The organism is Pseudomonas sp. KB_15 (genome assembly GCF_052114525.1).
Lineage (GTDB): Bacteria > Pseudomonadota > Gammaproteobacteria > Pseudomonadales > Pseudomonadaceae > Aquipseudomonas.
Genome location: NZ_JBFREX010000001.1, coordinates 104,506 through 128,339, shown reverse-complemented (window position 1 = coordinate 128,339; position 23,834 = coordinate 104,506). Strand labels below are relative to the sequence as shown.

The following is a 23,834-nucleotide window of genomic DNA, read 5'->3' as shown; positions in this document are numbered from 1 at the left end:
TGATTTGCTAGCGGAGTGTGCGTCAGTCGCGCGCTCCCAATCTTTACATAGGCTTCCCCCCGAAATGATGGACATCAACGAGATTCGCGAATACCTGCCTCACCGTTACCCGTTCCTGCTGGTGGACCGGGTAGTGGAGCTGGATGTTGAAGGCAAGCGCATTCGCGCCTACAAGAATGTCAGCATCAACGAACCGTTCTTCAATGGTCACTTCCCTGCGCATCCAATCATGCCGGGCGTATTGATCATCGAGGCAATGGCTCAGGCTGCCGGGATCCTTGGTTTCAAAATGCTCGACGTGAAACCGGCCGACGGCACCCTCTATTACTTCGTCGGTTCCGACAAGCTGCGTTTCCGCCAGCCGGTTCTGCCAGGCGATCAGTTGATCCTTGAAGCCAAGTTCATCAGCTGCAAGCGTCAGATCTGGAAATTCGAATGCCAGGCTTCGGTCGATGGCAAGCCGGTCTGCTCCGCTGAAATCATCTGTGCGGAACGCAAGCTATGAGTTTGATTGACCCTCGTGCAATCATCGATCCGACAGCCGTTCTGGCTGACGGCGTCGAGGTCGGCCCGTGGTCGATCGTCGGCGCAGGTGTGGAAATCGACGAGGGGACAGTCATCGGGCCACACGTAATCCTCAAGGGCCCGACCCGAATCGGTAAGCACAATCGCATCTACCAGTTTTCCTCGGTGGGTGAAGACACACCTGACCTGAAGTACAAGGGCGAGGAAACCCGCCTGGTGATCGGTGATCACAACGTTATCCGTGAAGGCGTGACGATTCACCGTGGCACCATCCAGGATCGTTCGGAAACGACCCTGGGCGATCACAATCTGATCATGGCCTATGCCCACATCGGCCACGACAGCGTTATCGGCAACCACTGCATCCTGGTGAACAACACCGCACTGGCGGGCCATGTGCATGTGGAAGACTGGGCAATCCTCTCCGGTTTTACCCTGGTTCACCAGTATTGCCACATTGGCGCCCACAGCTTCTCCGGCATGGGGACGGCGATCGGCAAGGATGTTCCAGCGTACGTCACGGTGTTCGGCAACCCTGCCGAGGCCCGTAGCATGAACTTCGAGGGCATGCGCCGTCGGGGCTTCAGCGAAGATGCGATCCACGCGCTGCGCCGTGCCTACAAGGTGGTTTATCGCCAGGGCCTGACCGTGGAGCAGGCGCTTGCCGAACTGGCCGAGCCGTCGGCCCAGTATCCGGAAGTGGCGGTGTTCCGTGACTCCATCCAGTCTTCGACTCGCGGCATCACCCGCTGATCATGGCCAATCTGCGTATTGCGCTGGTAGCGGGTGAGGCTTCCGGTGACATTCTGGGCGCGGGCCTCATGCGCGCGCTCAAGGCGCGTCACCCTGCCGTCGAATTCATTGGTGTTGGCGGTCCGCTGATGCAGGCCGAGGGTCTGACCCCGTACTTCCCGATGGAGCGTCTGTCGGTGATGGGACTGGTGGAAGTCCTGGGCCGCCTGCGCGAGTTGCTGGCGCGGCGCAAAAAACTGGTCGCCGACCTGATCGCCGCGAAGCCCGACGTGTTCATCGGCATCGATGCGCCGGACTTCAACCTCAATATCGAACTCAAACTGCGTCAGGCCGGTATCAAGACCGTGCATTACGTCAGCCCGTCGGTCTGGGCCTGGCGGCAGAAACGCGTGCTGAAGATTCGCGAAGGCTGCGACCTGATGCTCACGCTGTTCCCGTTCGAAGCCAGGTTTTATGAAGAGAAAGGCGTGCCGGTGCGGTTCGTCGGCCATACCCTGGCCGATGCCATTCCACTCGAAGCCGATCGCGCGGCTGCACGGGCCGAGCTCGGTTTGCCCGACGGGCCGCTGGTGGCGTTGATGCCCGGCAGTCGTGGCGGTGAAGTTGGCCGGCTCGGTGCGTTATTTCTCGATACCGCGCAGCGCCTGCGGGCGTTGCGCCCGGGTGTGCGGTTTGTCATGCCTTGCGCCAGTGCGCAACGCCGCGCTCAGCTTGAAGAGCTGTTGGTCGGTCGCGATCTGCCGCTGACCCTGCTCGACGGACAGTCGCATCTGGCCCTGGCAGCGTGCGATGCGGTGTTGATTGCCTCCGGCACCGCGACGCTTGAAGCGTTGCTGTACAAGCGGCCGATGGTGGTCGCCTACCGTCTGGCGCCGCTGACGTTCTGGATTCTCAAACGCATGGTGAAAAGCCCCTACATTTCGTTGCCGAACTTGTTGGCTCAGCGTCTGTTGGTGCCCGAGTTGTTGCAGGACGATGCTACGGTCGAAGCGCTGGCCCAGACGTTGTCACCGTTGATCGAAGGCGGGCAAGAGCAGACCCGTGGCTTTGACGAGATTCACCGGACCCTGCGTCTGGATGCCTCCAACCAGGCGGCGGATGCCGTGCTGAACCTGATCGGCCAAGACAAATGAGTAAAACGAACATGCAGATGGGGCTGGATTTCACCTTGGTCGCTGAAGTCGAAGAGTTGGTTGCCGGCGTCGATGAAGTCGGTCGCGGCCCGCTCTGTGGCGCGGTGGTGACGGCGGCCGTGATCCTCGATCCGAATCGTCCGATTCTGGGCCTGAACGACTCGAAGAAACTCACCGAAGCCCGTCGCGAAAAGCTCTACGACGAAATCTGCGAAAAAGCCCTGAGCTGGTGCATCGCTCGCGCCGAAGTCGAAGAAATCGACGAACTGAACATCCTGCACGCCACCATGCTGGCCATGCAGCGCGCCGTCGCCGGGCTGCACATCCAGCCGAAGCTGGCGATGATCGACGGCAACCGCTGTCCGAAACTGCCGATGCGCTCCGAAGCTGTGGTCAAGGGCGATAGCAAGGTTCCAGCCATCGCCGCCGCATCGATTCTGGCCAAGGTCAGCCGCGATCGCGAAATGGCTGCGTTCGAATTGATCTATCCGGGTTACGGCATTGGCGGGCATAAAGGCTACCCGACACCCGTTCATCTGGAAGCGCTCGCCCGTCTCGGCCCAACCCCGATTCACCGGCGTTCGTTTGCACCGGTGCGGCTGGCGTATGAAGCTCGCGAAGGTTTGATCGAGAGTTAGTCGCAAGGCTGATTTTTTTTACCAAGGCCCGGTACAATCCGGGCCTTGTTGTCTTTACGTTCTCAGACAGGATCACTATGCCGGCTTCATTCGTTCACCTACGCCTGCACACTGAATACTCCCTGGTCGACGGTCTGGTGCGGATCAAACCGCTGGTCAAGACCCTGGTCGGCATGAACATGCCTGCCGTAGCGGTCACCGACCAGAACAACATGTGTTCCCTGGTCAAATTCTATAAAAACGCCATGGGTGCCGGGATCAAGCCGATCTGCGGCGCCGACCTGTGGCTGTCGAACAAGGATCCGGACAACCCGCTGAGCCGGATCAGCCTGCTGGTGATGAACGCCGAAGGCTATCGCAACCTCACCGAACTGATTTCCCGCGGCTTTATCGATGGTCAGCGCAATGGCGCAATCATCATCGAGCGCGAATGGGTCGCTGAAGCCAATGCCGGCCTGATCATGTTGTCGGCGGCCAAAGAGGGCGAGATCGGCCAGGCCATGCTCAGCGGCAACCCGGCGGAAGCGGAAACCCTGGCCCGCGAATGGATGGAAGTGTTTCCGGATCGTTTCTATCTGGAGATCCAGCGTACCAACCGCCCCAACGATGAAGAACAACTGCACGGCGCCGTGGTCCTGGCCGAGAAGCTCGGTGCGCCGCTGGTGGCGACCAACGATGTGCGCTTCATCAAGCAGGAAGACTTCGCCGCCCACGAAACCCGCGTTTGCATCGGTGAGGGCCGTGCCCTCGACGATCCGCGGCGTTCGAAGAATTACAGTGATCAGCAGTACCTCAAAAGCGCCGCGGAAATGGCCGAGCTGTTCAGCGACATTCCAGAAGCGCTGGAAAACACCGTCGAGATCGCCAAGCGCTGCAACATCGAAGTGAAGCTGGGCACGCACTTCCTGCCCAACTTCCCGATCCCCGATGGCATGACCATCGACGAGTACTTCCGCAAGGTGTCCTTCGATGGCCTGGAAGAGCGCCTTGCCGTCCTGCTGCCCAAGGACACCACCGAAGACTACGAAGCCAAGCGTCAGGTCTATGTCGACCGGCTGAATTTCGAGCTGGATATCATCATCCAGATGGGCTTCCCCGGTTACTTCCTGATCGTGATGGACTTTATCCAGTGGGCCAAGAACAACGGCGTGCCGGTAGGTCCTGGCCGTGGGTCGGGTGCCGGATCGCTGGTGGCCTATGTGCAGAAGATCACCGACCTCGACCCGCTGGAATATGACCTGCTGTTCGAACGTTTCCTCAATCCGGAACGGGTATCGATGCCCGACTTCGACGTTGACTTCTGCATGGACGGTCGCGATCGGGTGATCGACTACGTGGCCGAGAAGTACGGCCGCAATGCGGTAAGCCAGATCATCACCTTCGGTTCCATGGCCGCAAAGGCTGTGGTCCGTGACGTGGCGCGGGTGCAGGGAAAGTCTTATGGCCTGGCGGATCGCCTGTCGAAGATGATTCCGTTCGAAGTCGGCATGACCCTGGAAAAGGCCTACGAGCAGGAAGAAATCCTGCGTGACTTCATCAAGGTCGATGAAGAGGCGGCGGAAATCTGGGAGATGGCCCGCAAGCTCGAAGGCGTTGTGCGTAACGTCGGCAAGCACGCCGGTGGTGTGGTTATCGCGCCGACCAAGCTGACCGACTTTTCGCCGATCTATTGCGACGAGGCCGGTGACGGTCTGGTAACCCAGTTCGACAAGGACGACGTCGAGGCGGCCGGCCTGGTGAAATTCGACTTCCTCGGCCTGCGGACCCTGACAATCATCGACTGGGCGCTGAAAACCATCAATCGCGACCGCGCCAAGGTCAACGAGCCGCCGCTGGATATCGCGTTCATCCCGCTGGATGACAAGCCGACCTACACCCTGCTGCAAAAAGCCGAAACCACGGCAGTGTTCCAGCTTGAATCCCGCGGCATGAAAGAGCTGATCAAAAAGCTCAAGCCCGACTGCCTGGAAGACTTGATCGCACTGGTGGCACTGTTCCGTCCGGGCCCGCTGCAATCGGGCATGGTGGACGACTTCATCAACCGTAAACACGGTCGCGCCGAGCTGGCGTATCCGCACTCGGACTACCAGTACGAAGGCCTCAAGCCTGTACTGGCACCGACTTACGGCATCATCCTGTATCAGGAACAGGTGATGCAGATTGCCCAGGTCATGGCCGGTTACACCCTCGGTGGTGCGGACATGCTGCGTCGAGCCATGGGTAAGAAAAAACCCGAGGAAATGGCCAAGCAGCGCGGTGGTTTCATTGAGGGTTGCGCCACCAATAATATCGATGCCGACCTGGCCGGTAACATCTTCGACCTGGTAGAAAAATTCGCCGGTTACGGCTTCAACAAGTCCCACTCCGCCGCCTATGGCCTGGTGTCGTACCAGACCGCGTGGCTGAAGACGCACTACCCGGCGCCGTTCATGGCCGCGGTACTCTCGGCGGATATGCACAACACAGACAAGGTCGTGACCTTGATCGAAGAAGTGCGGACCATGAAGCTGCGTCTCGACGCGCCGGACGTAAACACTTCCGAGTTCAAGTTCACGGTGAACGACGAAGGCCGGATCATTTACGGCCTGGGTGCAATCAAGGGCGTGGGTGAGGGACCGGTCGAGGCGATCACCGAAGCGCGTCTGGCCGGGCCGTTCAAGGATCTGTTCGATTTCTGTGCCCGGGTCGATCTCAAGCGCATCAACAAGCGCACCCTCGACGGTTTGATCCGCAGCGGTGCCCTGGATCGCCTCGGGCCGTATTTCCACGATGAGCAGAAAGCCTACCAGGCCAACATCGACCGTAATCGCGCGGTGCTGCTGACGGCCATGGAAGAAGCGATCAAGGCCGCCGAACAAACCGCGCGCACCCAGGACAGTGGTCACTCCGACCTGTTTGGCGGTCTGTTTGTCGAAGAAGACGCCGATGTCTACGCCAATCACCGCAAGGCCAAGGAACTGACCCTCAAGGAGCGCCTGAAAGGGGAGAAAGATACCCTCGGCCTGTACCTGACCGGTCACCCGATTGACGAATACGAGGGTGAAATCCGTCGCTTCGCCCGCCAGCGCATCATCGATCTGAAACCGGCCCGCGATACCCAGACCGTCGCCGGCATGATCATCGCCTTGCGGGTGATGAAGAACAAAAAGGGCGACAAGATGGGGTTCATCACCCTCGACGACCGCTCCGGACGGATCGAAGCCTCGCTGTTTTCCGAGGCGTTCCATTCTGCGCAGTCGCTGTTGCAGACCGACGCGATGGTGGTGGTCGAAGGCGAGGTCAGCAATGACGACTTCTCCGGTGGCCTGAAGTTGCGGGTCAAGCGGGTGATGAGCATGGAAGATGCGCGGACCAACCTGGCCGAAAGCCTGCGCCTGAAGTTGCACGCCAAGGACCTCAAGGGCGATCAGCTACGCTGGCTGGGTGAGCTGTTGAAGCGTCACCGCGGTGCGTGCCCGATCACCATGGACTACACCAGCCCCGATGCGAAGGCCATGTTGCAGTTCGGCGAAGGCTGGCGGATCGATCCGGCGGATACGTTGATTCAAGCCCTGCGTGACCAGTTCGGGCGAGACAACGTCTTCCTCCAATACCGTTGACCGGCAGGTGATATCAGAACGCCTGCCCGCAACCTGAATTTTTAATCTCGACCTCAACGCGCCTGTCCCTTAAGGTAGGGCGCGAATAGACAACCGGCCGGCCCAAGATCCCTTGGGACTCGACCCAAGACGGACGCCTATGAACCCGAATTTTCTAGATTTCGAACAGCCGATCGCCGACCTGCAAGCCAAGATCGAAGAGTTGCGCTTGGTCGGTAATGACAATTCGCTGAATATCGGCGATGAGATCTCCCGCCTGCAGGACAAGAGCAAAACGCTGACCGAAGACATTTTCGGCAAGCTGACCAGCTGGCAGATCGCACGTCTGGCGCGTCACCCGAAACGTCCGTATACCCTGGACTACATCGAACACATCTTCACCGAGTTCGACGAGTTGCACGGTGACCGCCACTTCTCCGACGACGCTGCGATCGTTGGCGGTATTGCCCGTCTGGACGACCAGCCGGTGATGATCATCGGTCACCAGAAGGGCCGTGAAGTGCGCGAGAAGGTTCGCCGCAACTTCGGCATGCCGCGTCCTGAAGGCTACCGCAAGGCATGCCGTCTGATGGAAATGGCCGAACGTTTCAAAATGCCGATCCTGACCTTCATCGACACCCCGGGCGCTTACCCTGGCATCGACGCCGAAGAGCGTAACCAGAGCGAAGCGATTGCCTGGAACCTGCGAGTCATGGCCCGTCTGAAAACCCCAATCATCGCCACCGTGATCGGTGAGGGTGGTTCCGGTGGTGCACTGGCGATCGGTGTCTGCGACCAGTTGAACATGCTGCAATACTCGACCTACGCGGTGATCTCGCCGGAAGGTTGCGCTTCGATTCTGTGGAAAACTGCCGAGAAAGCACCGGATGCCGCAGAAGCGATGGGCATCACCGCCGAGCGCCTCAAGGGCCTGGGCATCGTGGACAAGGTGATTGGCGAGCCACTGGGCGGCGCGCACCGTGACCCGGCCGCTGCCGCTGCATCGATCCGCGCCGAGCTGAGCTCGCAACTGGCGATGCTGAAGAAGTTCGATAACGACGCGCTGCTAAAGCGCCGCTACGATCGACTGATGAGCTACGGTCTCTGATCTGACGCCGTTTCGGCCAACGACAGAAAACAATGTGGGAGCGGGCTTGCCCGCGAAAGCGATGTAACATTCAACGAATTTGTTGGCTGTTCCGCCGCCTTCGCGGGCAAGCCCGCTCCCACATTTGATTTGTGCAAAGGGAAAGATATGGATCGGCCCGCGATTGACTTGCCTTCCAGGCTTTTGCTGAATCTGAAACCGTGGCGTAACGCTCCGGCTTGGCGCATCGCCCTCTCCGGCGGCCTGGACTCCACCGTCCTGCTGCACCTCCTCGCACATCTCGCAAAAACCGAATCCCTGCCGGCGCTGAGCGCCATCCATGTTCATCACGGCCTTCAAGCTGTGGCCGATGCGTGGCCGGAACATTGTCGTTCTGTGTGCGCTGCGCTGGGCGTCCCGTTGCAGATCGTTCGGGTGCAGGTGCAGCCCGGTGCCAGTCTGGAGCGTGCGGCGCGGGACGCGCGTTATCACGCGTTCACCGAAGTGACCAGGCCCGGTGACGTGCTGCTGACAGCCCAGCACCGCGACGATCAGGCGGAAACCCTGCTGTTTCGATTGTTGCGCGGAGCGGGCGTACGCGGGCTGTCGGGTATGCCGCGTCAGCGCCCGTTGGGCAAGGGCCATCTGCTGCGGCCATTGCTTGATGTCACGCGGGCTGAACTGGAGGCCTATGCCGACGAGCATGGCTTGAGCTGGATCGAAGATCCTTCAAACGAAGATCGGCAGTACTCGCGCAACTACCTGCGCCATCAAGTCTTGCCCGTGCTGGCTCAGCGCTGGCCACAAGCGGTGGCGACCATGGCCCGCAGCGCGGCGCATTTGACTGAAGCGCAGGGGTTGCTCGAAGAGCTGGCCGAAATGGATTTACGTGAGGCCAGTTCTGTCAGTGAATTCGACTGGCTGGGATTGCGGTCCCTTGAACTGGCGCCGCTTGCGCAACTCTCTGATGCCCGGCAGCGCAATGCCTTGAGTCATTGGCTCGAGCCGCTGACCCGCCTGCCGGACACTGACCATTGGTCGGGTTGGGCGAATTTGCGCGACGCCACCGGCGATGCCTGCCCGGTATGGCGGCTGGCCGATGGCGAACTGCATCGGGCGGGCGGGCGGGTCTGGTGGCTGTCCGGCCGCTGGTTGCGCCCTCTGCCCGCCGCCGGGGCGTGGCGGGATCCGGCTTCACCGCTGGCAATTGCGGATAACGGCGTGCTTTCGCTCACCGGGCAGATCCCCGACGGCCCGTTACAGATCCGCTATCGTGAGGGGGGAGAGGTCATGGCTTTGCCAGGCCGCGGCCATCGGGACCTGAAACGTTTGCTCAATGAAAGCGGTGTACCGTCCTTCGTGCGCGGCAGATTGCCGCTGCTCTACAAAGACGGGCAATTGCTGGCGGTAGCGAACCTCAAGGGACTCGATGGCGATGCGATCGGCGACTGGCATTTGCATTGGCAGCCACTGAACGAAGATCAAGGTTTGAGCTGAAAGGGGCTTTCCGGTAGACTACGCTCCCTTCTTGATACAACTTCTGTGGATTCGCCTGAATTGCAGGAGTTGCCGATTACCAAGCAGTCTTTGCTGGGCGATTCCAAAAAATGTGTAGCGAGCAACGAACCGGTGATTCATTTTCCGGTCTGTCCCAACGCGGCGGTTTTTTTGAAAGGTGCACTGTGATTAATGCAGGTGATCGGGGGCTTCGGCCTTCCTTCGCTTTCCCCGGCGGCTCGGACCGCTTTAACGCAGACTTCTAGGGTTTTTCATGACGCGCTACATATTCGTCACGGGCGGTGTTGTTTCTTCATTGGGGAAAGGCATTGCATCGGCATCATTGGCGGCCATCCTGGAGGCGCGGGGACTTAAGGTCACCATGCTGAAGCTGGACCCGTACATCAACGTCGACCCGGGCACCATGAGCCCGTTCCAGCACGGTGAAGTGTTCGTCACACACGACGGCGCCGAGACCGACCTGGACCTGGGTCACTACGAGCGGTTCATCCGCACGACCATGACCCAGAACAACAACTTCACCACCGGCCGTGTCTACGAACACGTCCTGCGCAAAGAGCGCCGTGGTGACTACCTGGGTGCAACCATCCAGGTGATTCCGCACATCACCGACGAAATCAAGCGCCGCATCATCAAGGGTGCTGGCGACGCTGACGTGGCAATGGTCGAGATCGGTGGCACCGTGGGTGACATCGAGTCGCAACCGTTCCTCGAGGCGATCCGCCAACTGCGTTTCGAAGTCGGCGCCAAGCGTGCGATGCTGATGCACCTGACACTGGTGCCGTACATCGCCACTGCCGGCGAAACCAAAACCAAGCCAACCCAGCACTCGGTGAAGGAACTGCGTTCCATCGGCCTGCAACCAGACGTGCTGGTCTGCCGCTCCGACCACCCGATCGACGTGTCGTCCCGTCGCAAGATCGCGCAGTTCACCAACGTTGAAGAGCGTGCGGTGATCGCCCTGGAAGACGCTGACACCATCTACAAGATCCCGGGCATTCTGCATTCTCAGGGCCTGGACGATTTCGTCGTCGAGCGTTTCGGCCTGCAATGCGGTGGTGCCGATCTGTCCGAGTGGGAAGCCGTGGTCGACGCCAAGCTCAACCCCGAGCACGAAGTCACCATCGCCATGGTCGGCAAGTACATGGAGCTGCTGGACGCCTACAAGTCGCTGATCGAAGCGATGAGTCACGCCGGCATCAGCAACCGTACCAAGGTCAACCTGCGCTACATCGATTCCGAAGACATCGAGAACCAGGGCACCGCGCTGCTGGAAGGCGTCGACGCAATCCTGGTGCCTGGCGGCTTCGGTCTGCGTGGTGTCGAAGGCAAGATCACTGCCGTTCAATACGCTCGCGAAAACAAGGTTCCGTACCTGGGTATCTGCCTGGGCATGCAAGTGGCCGTTATCGAGTTCGCCCGTAACGTGATGGGCTGGAAAGACGCCAACTCCACCGAGTTCGATCGTGCAAGCGGTCACCCGGTAGTGGGTCTGATCACCGAGTGGGAAGATGCCACCGGCGCGGTCGAAATCCGTACCGAAGCCTCCGATCTGGGCGGCACCATGCGTCTCGGCGCTCAGGATTGCCTGCTGGAGCCGGGTTCCCTGGTCCACGGTTGCTATGGCAAGGACGTGATTGTCGAGCGTCATCGTCATCGCTACGAAGTGAACAACAACCTGCTGCCGCAAATCATGGAAGCCGGTTTGAAAATCTCCGGTCGTTCCGGGGATGGCGCACTGGTTGAGGTGGTTGAAGCACCGGATCACCCATGGTTCGTCGCTTGCCAGTTCCACCCTGAGTTCACCTCGACGCCACGCGACGGTCACCCGCTGTTCAGCGGTTTCGTCAAGGCCGCGTTGGCTCAACACCAGAAGAAGGCGTAACCCCGATGGCACAGAAGATCATCCGCGTCGGCGACATCGAGATTGCCAACGACAAACCCATGGTGCTGTTCGGCGGCATGAACGTGCTGGAAAGCCGTGACATGGCCATGCAGGTTTGCGAAGAGTATGTGAAGGTCACCGAAAAGCTCGGTATCCCCTACGTGTTCAAGGCCAGTTTCGACAAAGCCAACCGGTCTTCTGTGACCTCCTATCGTGGTCCTGGCCTGGAAGAAGGCATGCGCATCTTCCAGGACATCAAGCAAGCCTTCGGCGTGCCGGTCATCACCGACGTTCACGAGCCTGACCAGGCCGCTGTCGTCGCTGAAGTCTGCGACATCATCCAGTTGCCGGCCTTCCTGTCGCGCCAGACCGACCTCGTGGTCGCGATGGCCAAAACGGGTGCCGTGATCAACATCAAGAAAGCCCAGTTCCTCGCGCCTCAGGAAATGAAACACATCTTGAACAAGTGTGTGGAAGCGGGTAACGATCAGTTGATCCTCTGCGAGCGTGGTTCGAGCTTCGGCTACAACAACCTGGTCGTCGACATGCTTGGCTTCGGCATCATGAAGCAGTTCGAATACCCGGTGTTCTTCGACGTGACCCACGCGCTGCAAATGCCTGGTGGTCGTTCCGATTCCGCTGGCGGTCGTCGCGCCCAGGTCACCGACCTGGCGAAGGCCGGCATGAGTCAGTCGCTGGCCGGCCTGTTCCTGGAGGCCCACCCGGATCCGGACAACGCCAAATGCGACGGTCCTTGCGCCTTGCGCCTGGACAAACTGGAGCCATTCCTGGCCCAGCTCAAAGCTTTGGACGAACTGGTGAAGAGTTTTCCGACGGTAGAAACCGCGTAATCCTCAATTCTCCGGTAAAGTACCGCACGATTTAACGCTCAGGCCCTCGGGCCTGAGCCTTGTCGTCTGCAAGACTGCCCGCTGCACCTCACTTGCCGACGATCAAAGATTTCCTACAGCTGCGTCGTTTTCGTCAACTTTGGAGTGTTTACAACAATGGCTAAAATCGTCGACATCAAAGGTCGTGAAGTTCTCGACTCCCGTGGCAATCCCACCGTGGAAGCGGATGTGCTTCTCGATAACGGCATCATCGGCAGCGCCTGCGCGCCGTCCGGTGCTTCCACTGGCTCGCGTGAAGCGCTCGAGCTGCGTGATGGCGACAAGAGCCGTTACCTGGGCAAGGGTGTTCTGAAGGCCGTAGCCAACATCAACGGTCCAATCAAAGACCTGTTGAAAGGCATGGACCCAAGCGACCAGAAAGCGCTCGATCTGGCAATGATCAAGCTCGACGGTACTGAAAACAAAGGTTCCCTGGGCGCCAACGCGATCCTCGCCGTTTCCCTGGCTGCAGCCAAGGCCGCAGCACAGGACCAGGACCTGCCGCTGTACGCTCACATCGCCAACCTGAACGGCACCCCGGGTGTCTACTCGATGCCGGTTCCGATGATGAACATCATCAACGGCGGCGAGCACGCCGATAACAACGTCGACATCCAGGAATTCATGGTTCAGCCAGTTGGCGCCAAGTCTTTCTCGGAAGGTCTGCGCATGGGCACCGAGATTTTCCACCACCTCAAAGCCGTGCTGAAGGCCCGTGGCCTGAGCACTGCCGTCGGTGACGAAGGTGGTTTCGCTCCGAACCTGGCTTCCAACGAAGACGCTTTGAAAGTGATCTCCGAAGCCGTGGCCAACGCTGGTTACAAGCTGGGCACTGACGTGACCCTGGCTCTGGACTGCGCTGCCAGCGAATTCTACGAAGACGGCAAATACAACCTGTCCGGTGAAGGCCAGGTGTTCACCGCCGAAGGTTTCGCTGACTACCTCAAAGGCCTGACCGAGCGTTACCCGATCATCTCCATCGAAGATGGCCTGGACGAGTCCGACTGGGCTGGCTGGAAAATCCTCACCGACAAGATCGGCGAGAAGACCCAACTGGTAGGCGACGACCTGTTCGTAACCAACACCAAGATCCTGAAAGAAGGCATCGACAAAAAGATCGCCAACTCGATCCTGATCAAGTTCAACCAGATCGGCACCCTGACCGAAACCCTGGAAGCCATCCAGATGGCCAAGGCTGCCGGTTACACCGCCGTGATCTCGCACCGCTCCGGCGAAACCGAAGATTCGACCATTGCCGACCTGGCCGTGGGCACCTCGGCTGGCCAGATCAAGACCGGCTCCCTGTGCCGTTCCGACCGTGTTTCCAAGTACAACCAACTGCTGCGTATCGAAGAGCAGTTGAACGGCAAAGCCAAGTACAACGGTCGCAGCGAGTTCCGCGGTTAATAGGTGCCCTGCCTCACCAATACTGCTCATTTTTGACGGTGTCTGTTGCCGTCATACTGTGTTGCCGCTCCTCGCCATAGCCAGCTATGACTCGTCGCGGCGCCTTGTCTGACGACAACAGCCACTCGTCAAAAAGGATCGTATTGGTAAGGCAAGGCACCGAATGGTAAAAAGACACCGGATTGTGTCGGAAAAATCGCTACAGCGACGTTTTTGCCACTAATCTGATGCCTTATAAGCACAAGCCTGGTTCTTCCAGGCTTCGTGCTATCAGAAGCTTCACGTTTGGCATGGCTGTCTTTTTTCACTGGATACCTGATATTCGATGCGCAGTCCCAATTGGTTGTTCCTCATTCTGCTTTTGTTGCTGGCTGGCCTGCAGTACCGCCTGTGGGTGGGAAATGGCAGTCTGGCGCAAGTGGCCGAGTTGACGCAGCAGATTGCGGATCAGCAAGCTGAGAACCAGGCATTGCTGGAGCGCAACCGGGTAATGGACGCCGAAGTCAGTGAGTTGAAAAAGGGCATGGAGACCGTTGAAGAACGGGCTCGCCATGAGCTGGGCATGGTCAAGGACGGTGAAACCCTTTACCAGTTGGCGCAATGAACCAGACGTTACCGGCCTTCTGGGCCGTGATTCCTGCCGCGGGCGTCGGTGCCCGTATGGCCGCGGACCGTCCCAAGCAATACTTGCAACTGGGCGGGCGCACTATTCTCGAACACAGCCTCGGCTGTTTCCTTGATCATCCTTGCCTGAAAGGCCTGGTGGTCAGTCTTGCTGTTGATGATCCTTATTGGCCGAACCTGGCGTGTGCTGCTGATCCGCGTATTGTCCGGGTCGAGGGCGGCGCCGAGCGCTCCGGGTCGGTGCTCAATGCGCTGCTGCATTTGCACGCACAGGGCGCTGATGATGAGGATTGGGTACTGGTTCACGATGCCGCACGGCCAAACCTCAGTCGCGACGATCTGGACAAGCTGCTGGCTGAGCTGGCTGACGATCCTGTAGGCGGACTGCTCGCGGTGCCGGCGCGGGACACGCTCAAGCGAGTCGACAAGCACGGTCGTGTGGTCGAAACCGTGGATCGCAGTGTGATCTGGCAAGCCTACACGCCGCAGATGTTCCGCCTTGGTGCATTGCATCGCGCACTGGCGGACAGTCTGGTGGCCGATGCCGTTGTTACTGATGAAGCTTCGGCGATGGAGTGGGCCGGCTCGGCACCACGCCTGATCGAAGGGCGGTCCGACAACCTCAAGGTTACGCGTCCTGAAGACCTTGAGTGGTTGCGTCAGCGTTGGGCCAATCGCCGCTGATTGACTTTGTTTCTGCGTCGCCTCCAATCGCGAGCAAGCTCGCTCCCACAGCGAGCGGGGTCGAGCACAAATCTTGTGAACGCCAGTAAACCCTGTGGGAGCGAGCTTGTTCCGGGCGGCGTTCCGACGATAGCGGTAGTACAGATGACCGATATCGTTCTGACACGCCGGCAAACGCCTAGCTTCGATATTCCGGCCGTTCGGCCAACCCTTCCTTCAGGTAGTCCACCAGTTTTCTCACTTTTGGCGACAAATGCCGCTGCTGCGGGTACAACGCCCAAACGGCGGTATTCGGCGGTTGATGCGCTTCCAGCAACGAAATCAACGCGCCGCTCTTCAAATGTTCCAGCACGTAATAGTCCGGTAGCTGACACAGTCCTACGCCTTGTAGCGCGGCGTCCAGTACCGCTTGCCCACTGTTGCAACGCCAGTTTCCCTGCACCCGTTGCGAAAATTCCCGCCCGTTCTGCTCCAGTTGCCAGAGGTCCGAGCTGCCGATGAGGCAGTTGTGACGGCTGAGTTCCGACAGGCTGTGCGGTCGACCATAACGTTCAAGGTAGGACGGCGAGGCGCAGAGAAACATCCGTCGTGGCGCAAGGCGGGTAGCTACCAATCGTGAATCCTGCAAACGCCCGAGGCGGATTGCCAGATCGAGGCCATCGTGCACCAGGTCGAGTTGCCGGTTGGTCAGTTCGATATCGATGCGTAGTTGCGGATACAGCCCCATGAAACGTGTCACCAGCGGCACGATGAAGCGTTCGCCATAAGCCACGGCACAGGTCATGCGCAGCATGCCCTTGGGTTCGCTGGTCAAGTCGCCGACCGCTCGCAATGCTTCTTCCCGCCCATCCTGCAAGCGCTGACAATGTTGCAGGAAGGTTTGTCCGGCTTCGGTCAGCGTGACCCGGCGGGTACTGCGGTAGAGCAAACGGGTTTGCAGGCGCTCTTCAAGGCGGACGATTTGTCGGCTGACGTGGGAGGAGGAAACGCCCAGGCGTTCCGCAGCCGCGGTGAACTGGCTGTATTCGGCGACGGCGACGAATTCGTCTATGCCTTCCCAGCGGTTTTCGGACATTGGGGATTATCCCTGTGTGGCAATAATATTTTGCATTTGTCTCGATTATTCATCTTGTGGCCGTGTATTACACTCACTTACTCGTTTTTATTCACTGGAGAATCCCATGATCAAGTCGCGCGCCGCCGTTGCCTTCGAGGCCAAGAAACCTCTGGAGATCGTTGAAGTCGATGTCGCCATGCCCAAGGCCGGCGAAGTGTTGCTGCGCGTGGTGGCCTCCGGTGTCTGCCATACCGATGCCTACACCTTGTCCGGCGCTGATCCGGAAGGCATCTTCCCGTCGATCCTCGGTCACGAAGGTGGGGCGATTGTTGAAGCGGTAGGCGAGGGCGTGACCTCTGTCGCGGTCGGCGACCATGTGATCCCGCTGTACACCCCGGAATGCCGTCAGTGCAAATTCTGCCTGTCTGGTAAAACCAACCTCTGCCAGGCGATTCGCGCGACCCAGGGCAAAGGTCTGATGCCGGACGGCACGACTCGTTTTTCCTACAAGGGTCAGCCGATTTTCCACTACATGGGCACTTCCACGTTTTCCGAGTACACCGTGCTTCCGGAAATCTCCGTGGCGAAAATCGACAAGCAAGCGCCACTGGAAAAAGTCTGCCTGCTGGGCTGTGGTGTCACCACCGGCATCGGCGCGGTGCTCAATACAGCCAAGGTGAAGCCGGGTGATACCGTGGCCATTTTCGGCCTCGGCGGCATTGGTTTGTCCGCTGTCATCGGCGCAGTGAAAGCCAAGGCTGCGCGGATCATCGCCATCGACATCAACCCGGCGAAATTCGAGATCGCCAAACAGCTGGGTGCAACCGACTGCGTGAACCCGAAAGACTTCGATCGCCCGATCCAGGAAGTCATCGTCGACATGACCGATGGCGGCGTCGATTTTTCCTTCGAGTGCATCGGCAACGTGCAACTGATGCGTGCGGCGCTGGAGTGCTGCCACAAGGGGTGGGGCGAGTCGGTCATCATCGGTGTTGCCGGTGCCGGCCAGGAGATCGCGACCCGTCCGTTCCAGTTGGTCACCGGCCGAGTCTGGCGTGGTTCGGCGTTCGGCGGCGTGCGTGGCCGTACCGAATTGCCGAGCTATGTGGAAATGGCCGAGACCGGCGAAATCCCTTTGGATACCTTCATCACCCACACCATGGGCCTGGAAGATATCAACAAGGCGTTTGACCTGATGCATGAAGGAAAAAGCATCCGTTCCGTCATTCATTTCTGAGGTCGGACATGAGCCTGGAAAACATCTCTTGCCAGAAAAGTTTTGGCGGCTGGCACAAGCGTTATCGCCATCGCTCGGAAGTGCTCGGCTGCGACATGGTGTTCGCCGTGTACCTGCCGCCGCAGGCGGAGCAGGGCGGCAAGCTGCCGGTGTTGTACTGGTTGTCCGGCCTGACCTGCACCGACGAGAACTTCATGCAAAAGGCCGGTGCCATGCGCATGGCCGCCGAGTTGGGGCTGATCATCGTCGCGCCGGACACCAGCCCTCGCGGTCCTGATGTGCCTGGCGATCCGGATGGCGCCTGGGACTTCGGCCTCGGCGCCGGGTTTTACCTGAATGCCACCCAGGAGCCGTGGTCGCGCCACTATCGGATGCATGACTATGTCGTGCAGGAATTGCCGGCATTGGTCGAAGCCCATTTCCCGGCCTCGGACAGACGCGGCATCAGCGGCCATTCCATGGGTGGCCACGGCGCGCTGGTCTGCGCTTTGCGCAATCCGGGGCGTTATCGGTCGGTATCGGCGTTCTCGCCAATCAACAATCCGATGGATTGCCCGTGGGGGCAGAAAGCCTTTTCCCGCTATCTGGGAGAAGACCGTTCGAAATGGCGCGAATGGGATGCCTGTGCGTTGATTGCCGAGGCTGATGAAAAGCTGCCGCTGTTGGTCGACCAGGGCGATCGCGACGATTTCCTCGCCAACCAGCTCAAGCCGGAAGCCTTGCAGCAGGCGGCCAAACTGGCCGGTCACCCGCTGAAGTTGCGCCTGCAGCCCGGCTATGACCACAGCTATTTCTTCATCGCCAGTTTCATCGATGAGCACTTGCGGCATCACGCGCATGCTCTGGTTGGCTAATGCAGGTAGAATCACGCCCTGACAAAAATCGGGGCGTTTTTTTATGCGTATTGGCCACGGCTATGATGTGCACCGTTTCGCTGAAGGCGATTTCATCACTCTGGGCGGTGTGCGCATTGCACACAGCTTCGGATTGCTCGCTCACTCTGACGGTGACGTCCTCTTGCACGCCTTGAGCGATGCCTTGCTCGGCGCCGCGGCGCTGGGCGACATCGGCAAGCATTTCCCGGATACCGACCCGCAATTCAAGGGCGCCGACAGCCGCGCGCTGTTGCGTCACGTCGTCGCACTGGTCCACGCCAAAGGCTGGAAAGTCGGCAACGTCGATAACACCATCGTCGCTCAGGCGCCGAAAATGGCCCCGCATGTCGAATCGATGCGCGCGCTGATTGCCGCGGATCTTCAAGTAGAGTTGGATCAAGTGAACGTGAAAGCTACCACCACCGAAAAGCTCGGCTTTGTCGGTCGCGAAGAAGGCATTGCCGTGCACTCCGTTGCCTTGTTGCTGCGCGCATGAACGAACTGCAATTGCTCGGCCCGCGGGCTTACGGTGAGACCCTCGGCACGGCGGTCCTGAAAGCGATCGCGGAAGATTTCCAGGTTGATGAAGTGCTCGACATCCCACTGAGTGGCGAAGGCGAACACCTGTGGATCTGGGTGGAAAAGCGCGGCCTGAATACTGAAGAAGCTGCGAGGCGGATTGCCAAGGCTGCGGGCGTGCCATTGCGCACTGTCAGTTATGCCGGGCTCAAGGACCGTCAGGCGTTGACTCGCCAGTGGTTCAGCGTGCAATTGCCGGGCAAGGCCGACCCTGATCTGTCAGCCGCGGAAAACGATACGCTGAAGATCCTCAAGACCGCCCGCCACAAGCGCAAACTGCAACGCGGTGCGCACTCGGCCAATGGTTTTACGTTGCGCCTGACTCAGTTCGCCGGCGACAAGTCTGCGCTTGAAGAGCGTCTGCAGCTGATCGCCAAGCAAGGCATCCCCAATTATTTCGGCGCTCAGCGTTTCGGCCATGACGGCGGTAACCTGGTCGATGCTCGCGCCTGGGCCGCGCGCAAGGCCTTGCCAGAGCAGCGCAACGTGCGCTCGCGACTGCTCTCCACGGCGCGCAGTTTTCTGTTCAATCAGGTGCTGGCCGCCCGTGTCGCCGATGGCACCTGGCAGCGTGCCCAGGTGGGTGATCTGCTGGCGTTCACCGACAGTCGCAGCTTTTTCCCGGCCGGTGAGGCTGAGTGCAGCGACCCGCGCCTGGCGATTCTCGATCTGCACCCGACCGGTCCGCAGTGGGGCGAAGGTGACTCGCCGGCCACGGGCGTTGTCCATGAACTGGAGCAGGCCATCGCCGCACGCGAAGCGGATTTGCGTGATTGGTTGATCAACGCCGGTATGAGCCACGAACGTCGCATCCTGCGGCTGCCCATTGGCGGGTTGACGTGGCATTATCCCGAGCCTGACATTCTGCAACTGGAATTCGTCCTGCCGGCCGGATGCTTCGCCACCGTATTGGTGCGTGAGCTTGTCGATCTGGTGCCGGTGGGGCAGACGGACAGCCCATGCGTATTCTGATTTCTAACGACGATGGGGTAACCGCACCCGGTCTCGCCGCGCTTTATGCTGCGCTGGCGGATTACACCGAATGCGTGGTTATCGCCCCGGACCAGGACAAAAGCGGCGCCAGCAGTTCGCTGACGCTCGACCGTCCGTTGCACCCGCAAACCCTGGCCAACGGCTTTATCAGCCTCAATGGCACGCCCACCGATTGCGTGCACCTGGGCCTCAATGGACTGCTGGAGCGCGAAGCGGACATGGTGGTTTCCGGGATCAACCTGGGCGCGAACCTGGGGGACGATGTCCTGTATTCCGGTACGGTGGCGGCGGCCCTTGAGGGGCGTTTCCTGAAACACCCCTCGTTTGCCTTTTCGCTGGTCTCACGCCAGGTAGAGAACCTTCCCACAGCTGCCTATTTCGCGCGCAAACTGGTCGAAGCCCACGCTGACCTGGATCTGCCACCGCGTACGGTACTGAACGTGAACATTCCCAATTTGCCGCTGGACCGTATCCGCGGTATCCAGTTGACTCGCCTGGGCCATCGCGCCCGTGCCGCGGCACCGATGAAAGTGGTGGATCCGCGGGGCAAGTCCGGTTACTGGATCGCGGCGGCCGGGGATGCCGAAGATGGTGGCCCGGGTACCGATTTCCATGCGGTGATGCAGGGGTATGTTTCGATCACGCCGTTGCAACTCGATCGCACGTTCAATGATGCCTTCAGAAGTCTGGACGGCTGGCTGGAGGGGCTGCGCTAATGACTCGCGAACAAGACGATATGCTGCGTCGCGGCATCGGCATGACCTCCCAGCGAACCCGGGAGCGGCTCATCCAGCGCCTGTACGAGGAAGGCATTTCCAACGCCAGGGTGCTGGAGGTCATTCGCCGGACCCCGCGCCACCTGTTCGTCGACGAAGCGCTGGCGCACCGTGCCTATGAAGACACCGCGCTGCCGATTGGTAATAACCAGACCATCTCCCAGCCTTATATGGTGGCGCGCATGAGCGAGCTGCTGCTGGAGGCCGGTCCCCTCGACAAGGTGCTGGAGATCGGCACCGGGTCGGGTTATCAGACGGCGGTGTTGTCGCAACTGGTCGAGCGTGTGTTCTCGGTCGAGCGCATCAAGGTTCTGCAGGATCGGGCAAAGGAACGTCTGGTCGAACTGAACCTGCGCAACGTGGTGTTCCGCTGGGGCGATGGCTGGGAAGGCTGGCCGGCACTGGCGCCGTACAACGGGATTATCGTCACTGCAGTGGCGACGGATGTGCCCCAGGCATTGCTTGATCAGTTGGCACCGGGAGGGCGAATGGTGATCCCGGTCGGGTCCGGCGAAGTCCAGCAATTGATGCTGATCATCCGCGAGGAACAAGGTTTTTCCAGGCATGTCCTGGGGGCTGTGCGCTTCGTGCCATTGCTCAACGGGCCACTGGCCTGAGCATTTGTTTCGGCGCGCTGAATTCTCTTCGATTGCCTTTGTCTTACAGCGGCATCGTTCGTTTGAACGGGATTCATCGTCAGACAGCAAACGTGTGCGCGACACCGATTCGCCGCATTAAAGGTAAAGCGTGCACGGCCCGTTATACTTGCGACAGTTCATGCCGGACTCCGGTATTTCACATTTTCAGCCACCACAAAGGGAGCGGCGGGTGAGTCTCACAGTCATAGCGCAGCGTATGGGTAAAACGAGCTTTCAGCGCCTGGTGACTGGCCTTGTCTTGAGCACCTTGCTGGTCGGTTGTTCCAGCAACAAATCCAGCGATGTACGTGTCGTGGACCGCAACAATGCCGCGGCCCAGCGTCCGGCCGTGACCACGGGACAATACGTCGTTCGTCCCAAGGACACCTTGTTCTCCATCGCCTTCCGTTACGGTTGGGACTACAAGGCCCTGGCGGCACGTAACAACATTGCTGCGCCTTACACCATCCATCCGGGTCAGACGATTCGCTTTGATGGTCGTAGCGATTCAACGTCGACGGCGGTGGTCAGTTCGTCCAGTTCAACGCCTTCGTCTTCGAGTAAAACCACGGTCATCCGTCGTTCGGCAAACGGTACGACCACCAGCACAACGACGGTTGTACCGTCCGTCGCGAACAAGCCTGCACCCGCTCCGTTGCCCCCTCCCGGGCCAGCCCCGACCGGCTGGGGATGGCCATCTGATGGCATTCTGATCGGGAAATTCTCTTCAAACGGTAGTTTGAATAAAGGAATTGATATCGCCGGAGATTTGGGACAGCCTGTTTTAGCTGCGTCTGATGGGACGGTGGTGTACGCCGGGAGTGGCTTAAGGGGCTACGGCGAATTAGTGATCATCAAGCACAGTGAAACCTACGTCAGTGCCTACGGACATAACCGCAGGCTGTTGGTTCGGGAGGGGCAGCAGGTCAAGGTCGGACAGACAATTGCCGAAATGGGGTCAACGGGTACAGACCGGGTGAAACTGCATTTTGAGATTCGCCGCCAAGGTAAACCTGTAGATCCGCTGCAATTCCTGCCACGTCGTTGATCGCTTACCAGCCTGTTCCGTTGCGTAGAGGGGACAGGCTCCAGCGTTGCCAGGGATCAAGGCGCCGCTTGGGCTTGAGGTCGAACTCACCAAAGGACTATAACAATGGCTCTCAGTAAAGAAGTGCCGGAGTTTGACATCGACGATGAGGTTCTCCTGATGGAGAGCAGCATCGATATGGATTCGATGTCGAATGATGAAGGGGCGGCTCCACCTTCCGTTCGTGCCAAATCCAAACACTCCACATCGTTGAAACAACACAAGTACATTGACTACACGCGGGCACTTGATGCCACGCAGCTGTATCTCAATGAAATTGGTTTCTCCCCCCTGCTGTCACCCGAAGAAGAAGTTCATTTTGCGCGCCTGTCGCAAAGTGGCGATCCGGCCGGGCGCAAGCGCATGATTGAAAGCAACCTGCGGCTGGTAGTGAAAATCGCCCGACGCTACGTCAATCGTGGGCTGTCGTTGCTGGACCTGATCGAAGAGGGCAACCTCGGCTTGATCCGGGCGGTGGAGAAGTTCGATCCGGAACGCGGTTTCCGCTTCTCGACCTACGCGACCTGGTGGATTCGCCAGACCATCGAACGCGCAATCATGAATCAGACCCGGACCATCCGGTTGCCGATCCATGTGGTCAAAGAGCTGAATGTGTACCTGCGGGCTGCGCGGGAGCTGACGCAAAAACTCGACCATGAACCCTCACCCGAAGAAATCGCCAACCTGCTGGAAAAGCCGGTAGGAGAGGTCAAGCGTATGCTCGGCCTTAACGAGCGGGTTTCTTCGGTCGACGTCTCGCTGGGTCCGGACTCGGATAAAACCCTGCTTGATACCCTGACTGACGACCGTCCAACCGATCCATGCGAACTGTTGCAGGACGACGACCTGTCCCAGAGCATCGATCAATGGCTCTCGGAACTGACCGACAAGCAACGCGAGGTGGTAGTACGCCGCTTCGGCCTGCGCGGTCATGAAAGCAGCACCCTTGAAGACGTAGGCCTGGAAATCGGCCTGACCCGGGAGCGGGTCAGACAGATTCAGGTGGAAGGCTTGAAGCGGTTGCGCGAGATCCTGGAAAAAAATGGTCTGTCGAGCGAGTCGCTGTTCCAGTAAGGCACTCACTGCGATGGCATAAAAAACCCCGACTGGCTCGGGGTTTTTTAATGCCTGGCCAGGAAGCCGAGTCCCCTCGGAATTTTGGTTCCGTACTGTAAGCCTGGGCTTACTCTTGCGTAAGTGTTCGTTATTTTTACACCCTGGCAGTCGTCCATGCTAAGCGCTTCGTGGCTTTATCTTTTTGATTTATATAACTATTTTTATTATTAATGGCGTGTGACAGTTGGAATTCGCGCCAAGGGGCGATTGATCCCGGAGGGGAAAACTCTAATATTCAGGTTGTGTCGACGGACAGGCACGTCCTTCAAGGATGAGGGATATGGATATCGCAGGACGCGATTCATCAGGACGATGAAAAGGAACACAGGGAATAGGGAAAAAATGTGGGCGGGTCAAACCGCCCCTTTTTTTGCCTGCAGAAAAGCAAAAAGGCCCTTGTGGGGCCTTTTTAGGGAACGCGGGGGTAATCAGCGTTCGAGGTGTTCGATCTTGCCTGTCTTGCCGTCCCATTCTGCGGAATCGGGCAAAGGGTCTTTACGTTCGGTGATGTTTGGCCAGATATCGGCCAGCTCTGCGTTCAGCTCGATGAAGTTCTCCATGCCGGCCGGAACCTCATCTTCGGAGAAGATTGCCACAGCAGGGCATTCAGGTTCGCACAGCGCGCAATCGATGCACTCATCCGGGTGGATCACCAGGAAATTCGGGCCTTCGTAAAAGCAGTCCACCGGACAGACTTCTACGCAGTCGGTGTACTTGCACTTGATGCAGTTGTCGGTGACGACGAAGGTCATTT

Annotated in this window: 22 protein-coding genes; 20 read left to right on the top strand and 2 right to left on the bottom strand. The window is 59.2% G+C overall.

Going from position 1 to position 23,834, the window contains the following annotated elements:
- Nucleotides 1-64 precede the first annotated feature (64 nt).
- The 12 genes from fabZ (at nt 65) to ispD (ending at nt 14,722) form a co-directional block, all read left to right on the top strand.
- Entirely contained in the window at nt 65-505 is a 441-nt protein-coding gene (fabZ, locus tag AB4Z35_RS00595) for a 3-hydroxyacyl-ACP dehydratase FabZ (RefSeq protein WP_007978374.1), read from the top strand.
- Nucleotides 502-1,278: an acyl-ACP--UDP-N-acetylglucosamine O-acyltransferase gene (gene lpxA / locus AB4Z35_RS00590; RefSeq protein ID WP_008000026.1), complete on the top strand. Its 777-nt coding sequence runs from the start codon at nt 502-504 to the stop codon at nt 1,276-1,278. The genes fabZ and lpxA overlap by 4 nt, the downstream gene beginning before the upstream one ends.
- Before the next feature lie 2 nt (nt 1,279-1,280).
- Nucleotides 1,281-2,411 (top strand): lipid-A-disaccharide synthase, encoded by a 1,131-nt coding sequence (lpxB, locus tag AB4Z35_RS00585; RefSeq protein WP_442095666.1) that lies wholly within the window; start codon nt 1,281-1,283, stop codon nt 2,409-2,411.
- 11 nt (nt 2,412-2,422) lie between these two features.
- Nucleotides 2,423-3,049: a ribonuclease HII gene (gene rnhB, locus AB4Z35_RS00580; protein ID WP_008019543.1), complete on the top strand. Its 627-nt coding sequence runs from the start codon at nt 2,423-2,425 to the stop codon at nt 3,047-3,049.
- A 77-nt stretch (nt 3,050-3,126) separates the two neighbouring features.
- Nucleotides 3,127-6,648 carry a DNA polymerase III subunit alpha gene (dnaE, locus tag AB4Z35_RS00575; RefSeq protein ID WP_442095665.1) on the top strand — a complete coding sequence of 1,174 codons (3,522 nt, stop codon included), beginning with the start codon at nt 3,127-3,129 and terminating at the stop codon, nt 6,646-6,648.
- Nucleotides 6,649-6,787: 139 nt separating this feature from the next.
- On the top strand, nt 6,788-7,735 hold the full coding sequence (locus AB4Z35_RS00570; protein WP_103394434.1) for an acetyl-CoA carboxylase carboxyltransferase subunit alpha: 948 nt from the start codon (nt 6,788-6,790) through the stop codon (nt 7,733-7,735).
- A 147-nt stretch (nt 7,736-7,882) separates the two neighbouring features.
- On the top strand, nt 7,883-9,211 hold the full coding sequence (tilS, locus tag AB4Z35_RS00565; protein WP_442095664.1) for a tRNA lysidine(34) synthetase TilS: 1,329 nt from the start codon (nt 7,883-7,885) through the stop codon (nt 9,209-9,211).
- Nucleotides 9,212-9,485: 274 nt separating this feature from the next.
- Nucleotides 9,486-11,117, top strand: a complete 1,632-nt coding sequence (locus AB4Z35_RS00560) for a CTP synthase (protein WP_007996939.1) — start codon at nt 9,486-9,488, stop codon at nt 11,115-11,117.
- 5 nt (nt 11,118-11,122) lie between these two features.
- Nucleotides 11,123-11,968, top strand: coding sequence for a 3-deoxy-8-phosphooctulonate synthase (gene kdsA, locus AB4Z35_RS00555; protein WP_007970708.1), 846 nt, complete (start codon nt 11,123-11,125; stop codon nt 11,966-11,968).
- Nucleotides 11,969-12,124: 156 nt separating this feature from the next.
- On the top strand, nt 12,125-13,414 hold the full coding sequence (gene eno / locus AB4Z35_RS00550) for a phosphopyruvate hydratase (RefSeq protein WP_007990244.1): 1,290 nt from the start codon (nt 12,125-12,127) through the stop codon (nt 13,412-13,414).
- A gap of 325 nt (nt 13,415-13,739) precedes the next feature.
- Nucleotides 13,740-14,018: a cell division protein FtsB gene (gene ftsB / locus AB4Z35_RS00545; protein WP_007970710.1), complete on the top strand. Its 279-nt coding sequence runs from the start codon at nt 13,740-13,742 to the stop codon at nt 14,016-14,018.
- Nucleotides 14,015-14,722, top strand: a complete 708-nt coding sequence (gene ispD, locus AB4Z35_RS00540; protein ID WP_442095663.1) for a 2-C-methyl-D-erythritol 4-phosphate cytidylyltransferase — start codon at nt 14,015-14,017, stop codon at nt 14,720-14,722. The genes ftsB and ispD overlap by 4 nt, the downstream gene beginning before the upstream one ends.
- Before the next feature lie 178 nt (nt 14,723-14,900).
- Here ispD and AB4Z35_RS00535 read toward each other — a convergent pair whose 3' ends face one another.
- Nucleotides 14,901-15,797, bottom strand: coding sequence for a LysR substrate-binding domain-containing protein (locus tag AB4Z35_RS00535; RefSeq protein WP_277535141.1), 897 nt, complete (start codon nt 15,795-15,797; stop codon nt 14,901-14,903).
- Between the two features lie 106 nt (nt 15,798-15,903).
- On the opposite strand from AB4Z35_RS00535, the gene AB4Z35_RS00530 reads away from it, so the two are divergent.
- The 8 genes from AB4Z35_RS00530 (at nt 15,904) to rpoS (ending at nt 23,038) form a co-directional block, all read left to right on the top strand.
- Nucleotides 15,904-17,016, top strand: coding sequence for an S-(hydroxymethyl)glutathione dehydrogenase/class III alcohol dehydrogenase (locus tag AB4Z35_RS00530; RefSeq protein WP_007996933.1), 1,113 nt, complete (start codon nt 15,904-15,906; stop codon nt 17,014-17,016).
- A gap of 8 nt (nt 17,017-17,024) precedes the next feature.
- Nucleotides 17,025-17,870: an S-formylglutathione hydrolase gene (fghA, locus tag AB4Z35_RS00525; RefSeq protein WP_442095662.1), complete on the top strand. Its 846-nt coding sequence runs from the start codon at nt 17,025-17,027 to the stop codon at nt 17,868-17,870.
- Between the two features lie 43 nt (nt 17,871-17,913).
- Nucleotides 17,914-18,387, top strand: a complete 474-nt coding sequence (gene ispF / locus AB4Z35_RS00520; RefSeq protein WP_442095661.1) for a 2-C-methyl-D-erythritol 2,4-cyclodiphosphate synthase — start codon at nt 17,914-17,916, stop codon at nt 18,385-18,387.
- Nucleotides 18,384-19,442: a tRNA pseudouridine(13) synthase TruD gene (gene truD / locus AB4Z35_RS00515; protein WP_442095660.1), complete on the top strand. Its 1,059-nt coding sequence runs from the start codon at nt 18,384-18,386 to the stop codon at nt 19,440-19,442. The genes ispF and truD overlap by 4 nt, the downstream gene beginning before the upstream one ends.
- Nucleotides 19,430-20,179: a 5'/3'-nucleotidase SurE gene (surE, locus tag AB4Z35_RS00510; protein WP_007996928.1), complete on the top strand. Its 750-nt coding sequence runs from the start codon at nt 19,430-19,432 to the stop codon at nt 20,177-20,179. The genes truD and surE overlap by 13 nt, the downstream gene beginning before the upstream one ends.
- A 41-nt stretch (nt 20,180-20,220) precedes the next feature.
- Complete coding sequence (locus AB4Z35_RS00505; protein WP_177323574.1) at nt 20,221-20,856, top strand: protein-L-isoaspartate(D-aspartate) O-methyltransferase; 636 nt, start codon at nt 20,221-20,223, stop codon at nt 20,854-20,856.
- A gap of 211 nt (nt 20,857-21,067) precedes the next feature.
- Nucleotides 21,068-21,925 (top strand): peptidoglycan DD-metalloendopeptidase family protein, encoded by an 858-nt coding sequence (locus AB4Z35_RS00500; protein ID WP_442095659.1) that lies wholly within the window; start codon nt 21,068-21,070, stop codon nt 21,923-21,925.
- Between the two features lie 105 nt (nt 21,926-22,030).
- Nucleotides 22,031-23,038 carry an RNA polymerase sigma factor RpoS gene (gene rpoS / locus AB4Z35_RS00495; RefSeq protein ID WP_108227903.1) on the top strand — a complete coding sequence of 336 codons (1,008 nt, stop codon included), beginning with the start codon at nt 22,031-22,033 and terminating at the stop codon, nt 23,036-23,038.
- A 470-nt stretch (nt 23,039-23,508) separates the two neighbouring features.
- Here the strand turns inward: rpoS and fdxA are convergent, their stop codons facing one another.
- The gene (gene fdxA, locus AB4Z35_RS00490) at nt 23,509-23,832 is read right to left on the bottom strand and encodes a ferredoxin FdxA (RefSeq protein WP_108227902.1); all 324 of its coding nucleotides are present in this window, start codon (nt 23,830-23,832) and stop codon (nt 23,509-23,511) included.
- Between the last annotated feature and the right edge of the window lie 2 nt (nt 23,833-23,834).

Coding starts and splice junctions, on each gene's coding strand:
- lpxB (WP_442095666.1), top strand. CDS start 1,281: ATGGCCAATCTGCGTATTGCGCTGGTAGCGGGTGAGGCTTCCGGTGAC.
- surE (WP_007996928.1), top strand. CDS start 19,430: ATGCGTATTCTGATTTCTAACGACGATGGGGTAACCGCACCCGGTCTC.
- AB4Z35_RS00570 (WP_103394434.1), top strand. CDS start 6,788: ATGAACCCGAATTTTCTAGATTTCGAACAGCCGATCGCCGACCTGCAA.
- kdsA (WP_007970708.1), top strand. CDS start 11,123: ATGGCACAGAAGATCATCCGCGTCGGCGACATCGAGATTGCCAACGAC.
- fabZ (WP_007978374.1), top strand. CDS start 65: ATGATGGACATCAACGAGATTCGCGAATACCTGCCTCACCGTTACCCG.
- truD (WP_442095660.1), top strand. CDS start 18,384: ATGAACGAACTGCAATTGCTCGGCCCGCGGGCTTACGGTGAGACCCTC.
- AB4Z35_RS00560 (WP_007996939.1), top strand. CDS start 9,486: ATGACGCGCTACATATTCGTCACGGGCGGTGTTGTTTCTTCATTGGGG.
- AB4Z35_RS00535 (WP_277535141.1), bottom strand. CDS start 15,797: ATGTCCGAAAACCGCTGGGAAGGCATAGACGAATTCGTCGCCGTCGCC.
- rpoS (WP_108227903.1), top strand. CDS start 22,031: ATGGCTCTCAGTAAAGAAGTGCCGGAGTTTGACATCGACGATGAGGTT.
- fghA (WP_442095662.1), top strand. CDS start 17,025: ATGAGCCTGGAAAACATCTCTTGCCAGAAAAGTTTTGGCGGCTGGCAC.
- rnhB (WP_008019543.1), top strand. CDS start 2,423: ATGCAGATGGGGCTGGATTTCACCTTGGTCGCTGAAGTCGAAGAGTTG.
- ispD (WP_442095663.1), top strand. CDS start 14,015: ATGAACCAGACGTTACCGGCCTTCTGGGCCGTGATTCCTGCCGCGGGC.
- lpxA (WP_008000026.1), top strand. CDS start 502: ATGAGTTTGATTGACCCTCGTGCAATCATCGATCCGACAGCCGTTCTG.
- fdxA (WP_108227902.1), bottom strand. CDS start 23,832: ATGACCTTCGTCGTCACCGACAACTGCATCAAGTGCAAGTACACCGAC.
- dnaE (WP_442095665.1), top strand. CDS start 3,127: ATGCCGGCTTCATTCGTTCACCTACGCCTGCACACTGAATACTCCCTG.
- tilS (WP_442095664.1), top strand. CDS start 7,883: ATGGATCGGCCCGCGATTGACTTGCCTTCCAGGCTTTTGCTGAATCTG.
- AB4Z35_RS00505 (WP_177323574.1), top strand. CDS start 20,221: ATGACCTCCCAGCGAACCCGGGAGCGGCTCATCCAGCGCCTGTACGAG.
- eno (WP_007990244.1), top strand. CDS start 12,125: ATGGCTAAAATCGTCGACATCAAAGGTCGTGAAGTTCTCGACTCCCGT.
- AB4Z35_RS00530 (WP_007996933.1), top strand. CDS start 15,904: ATGATCAAGTCGCGCGCCGCCGTTGCCTTCGAGGCCAAGAAACCTCTG.
- ispF (WP_442095661.1), top strand. CDS start 17,914: ATGCGTATTGGCCACGGCTATGATGTGCACCGTTTCGCTGAAGGCGAT.
- ftsB (WP_007970710.1), top strand. CDS start 13,740: ATGCGCAGTCCCAATTGGTTGTTCCTCATTCTGCTTTTGTTGCTGGCT.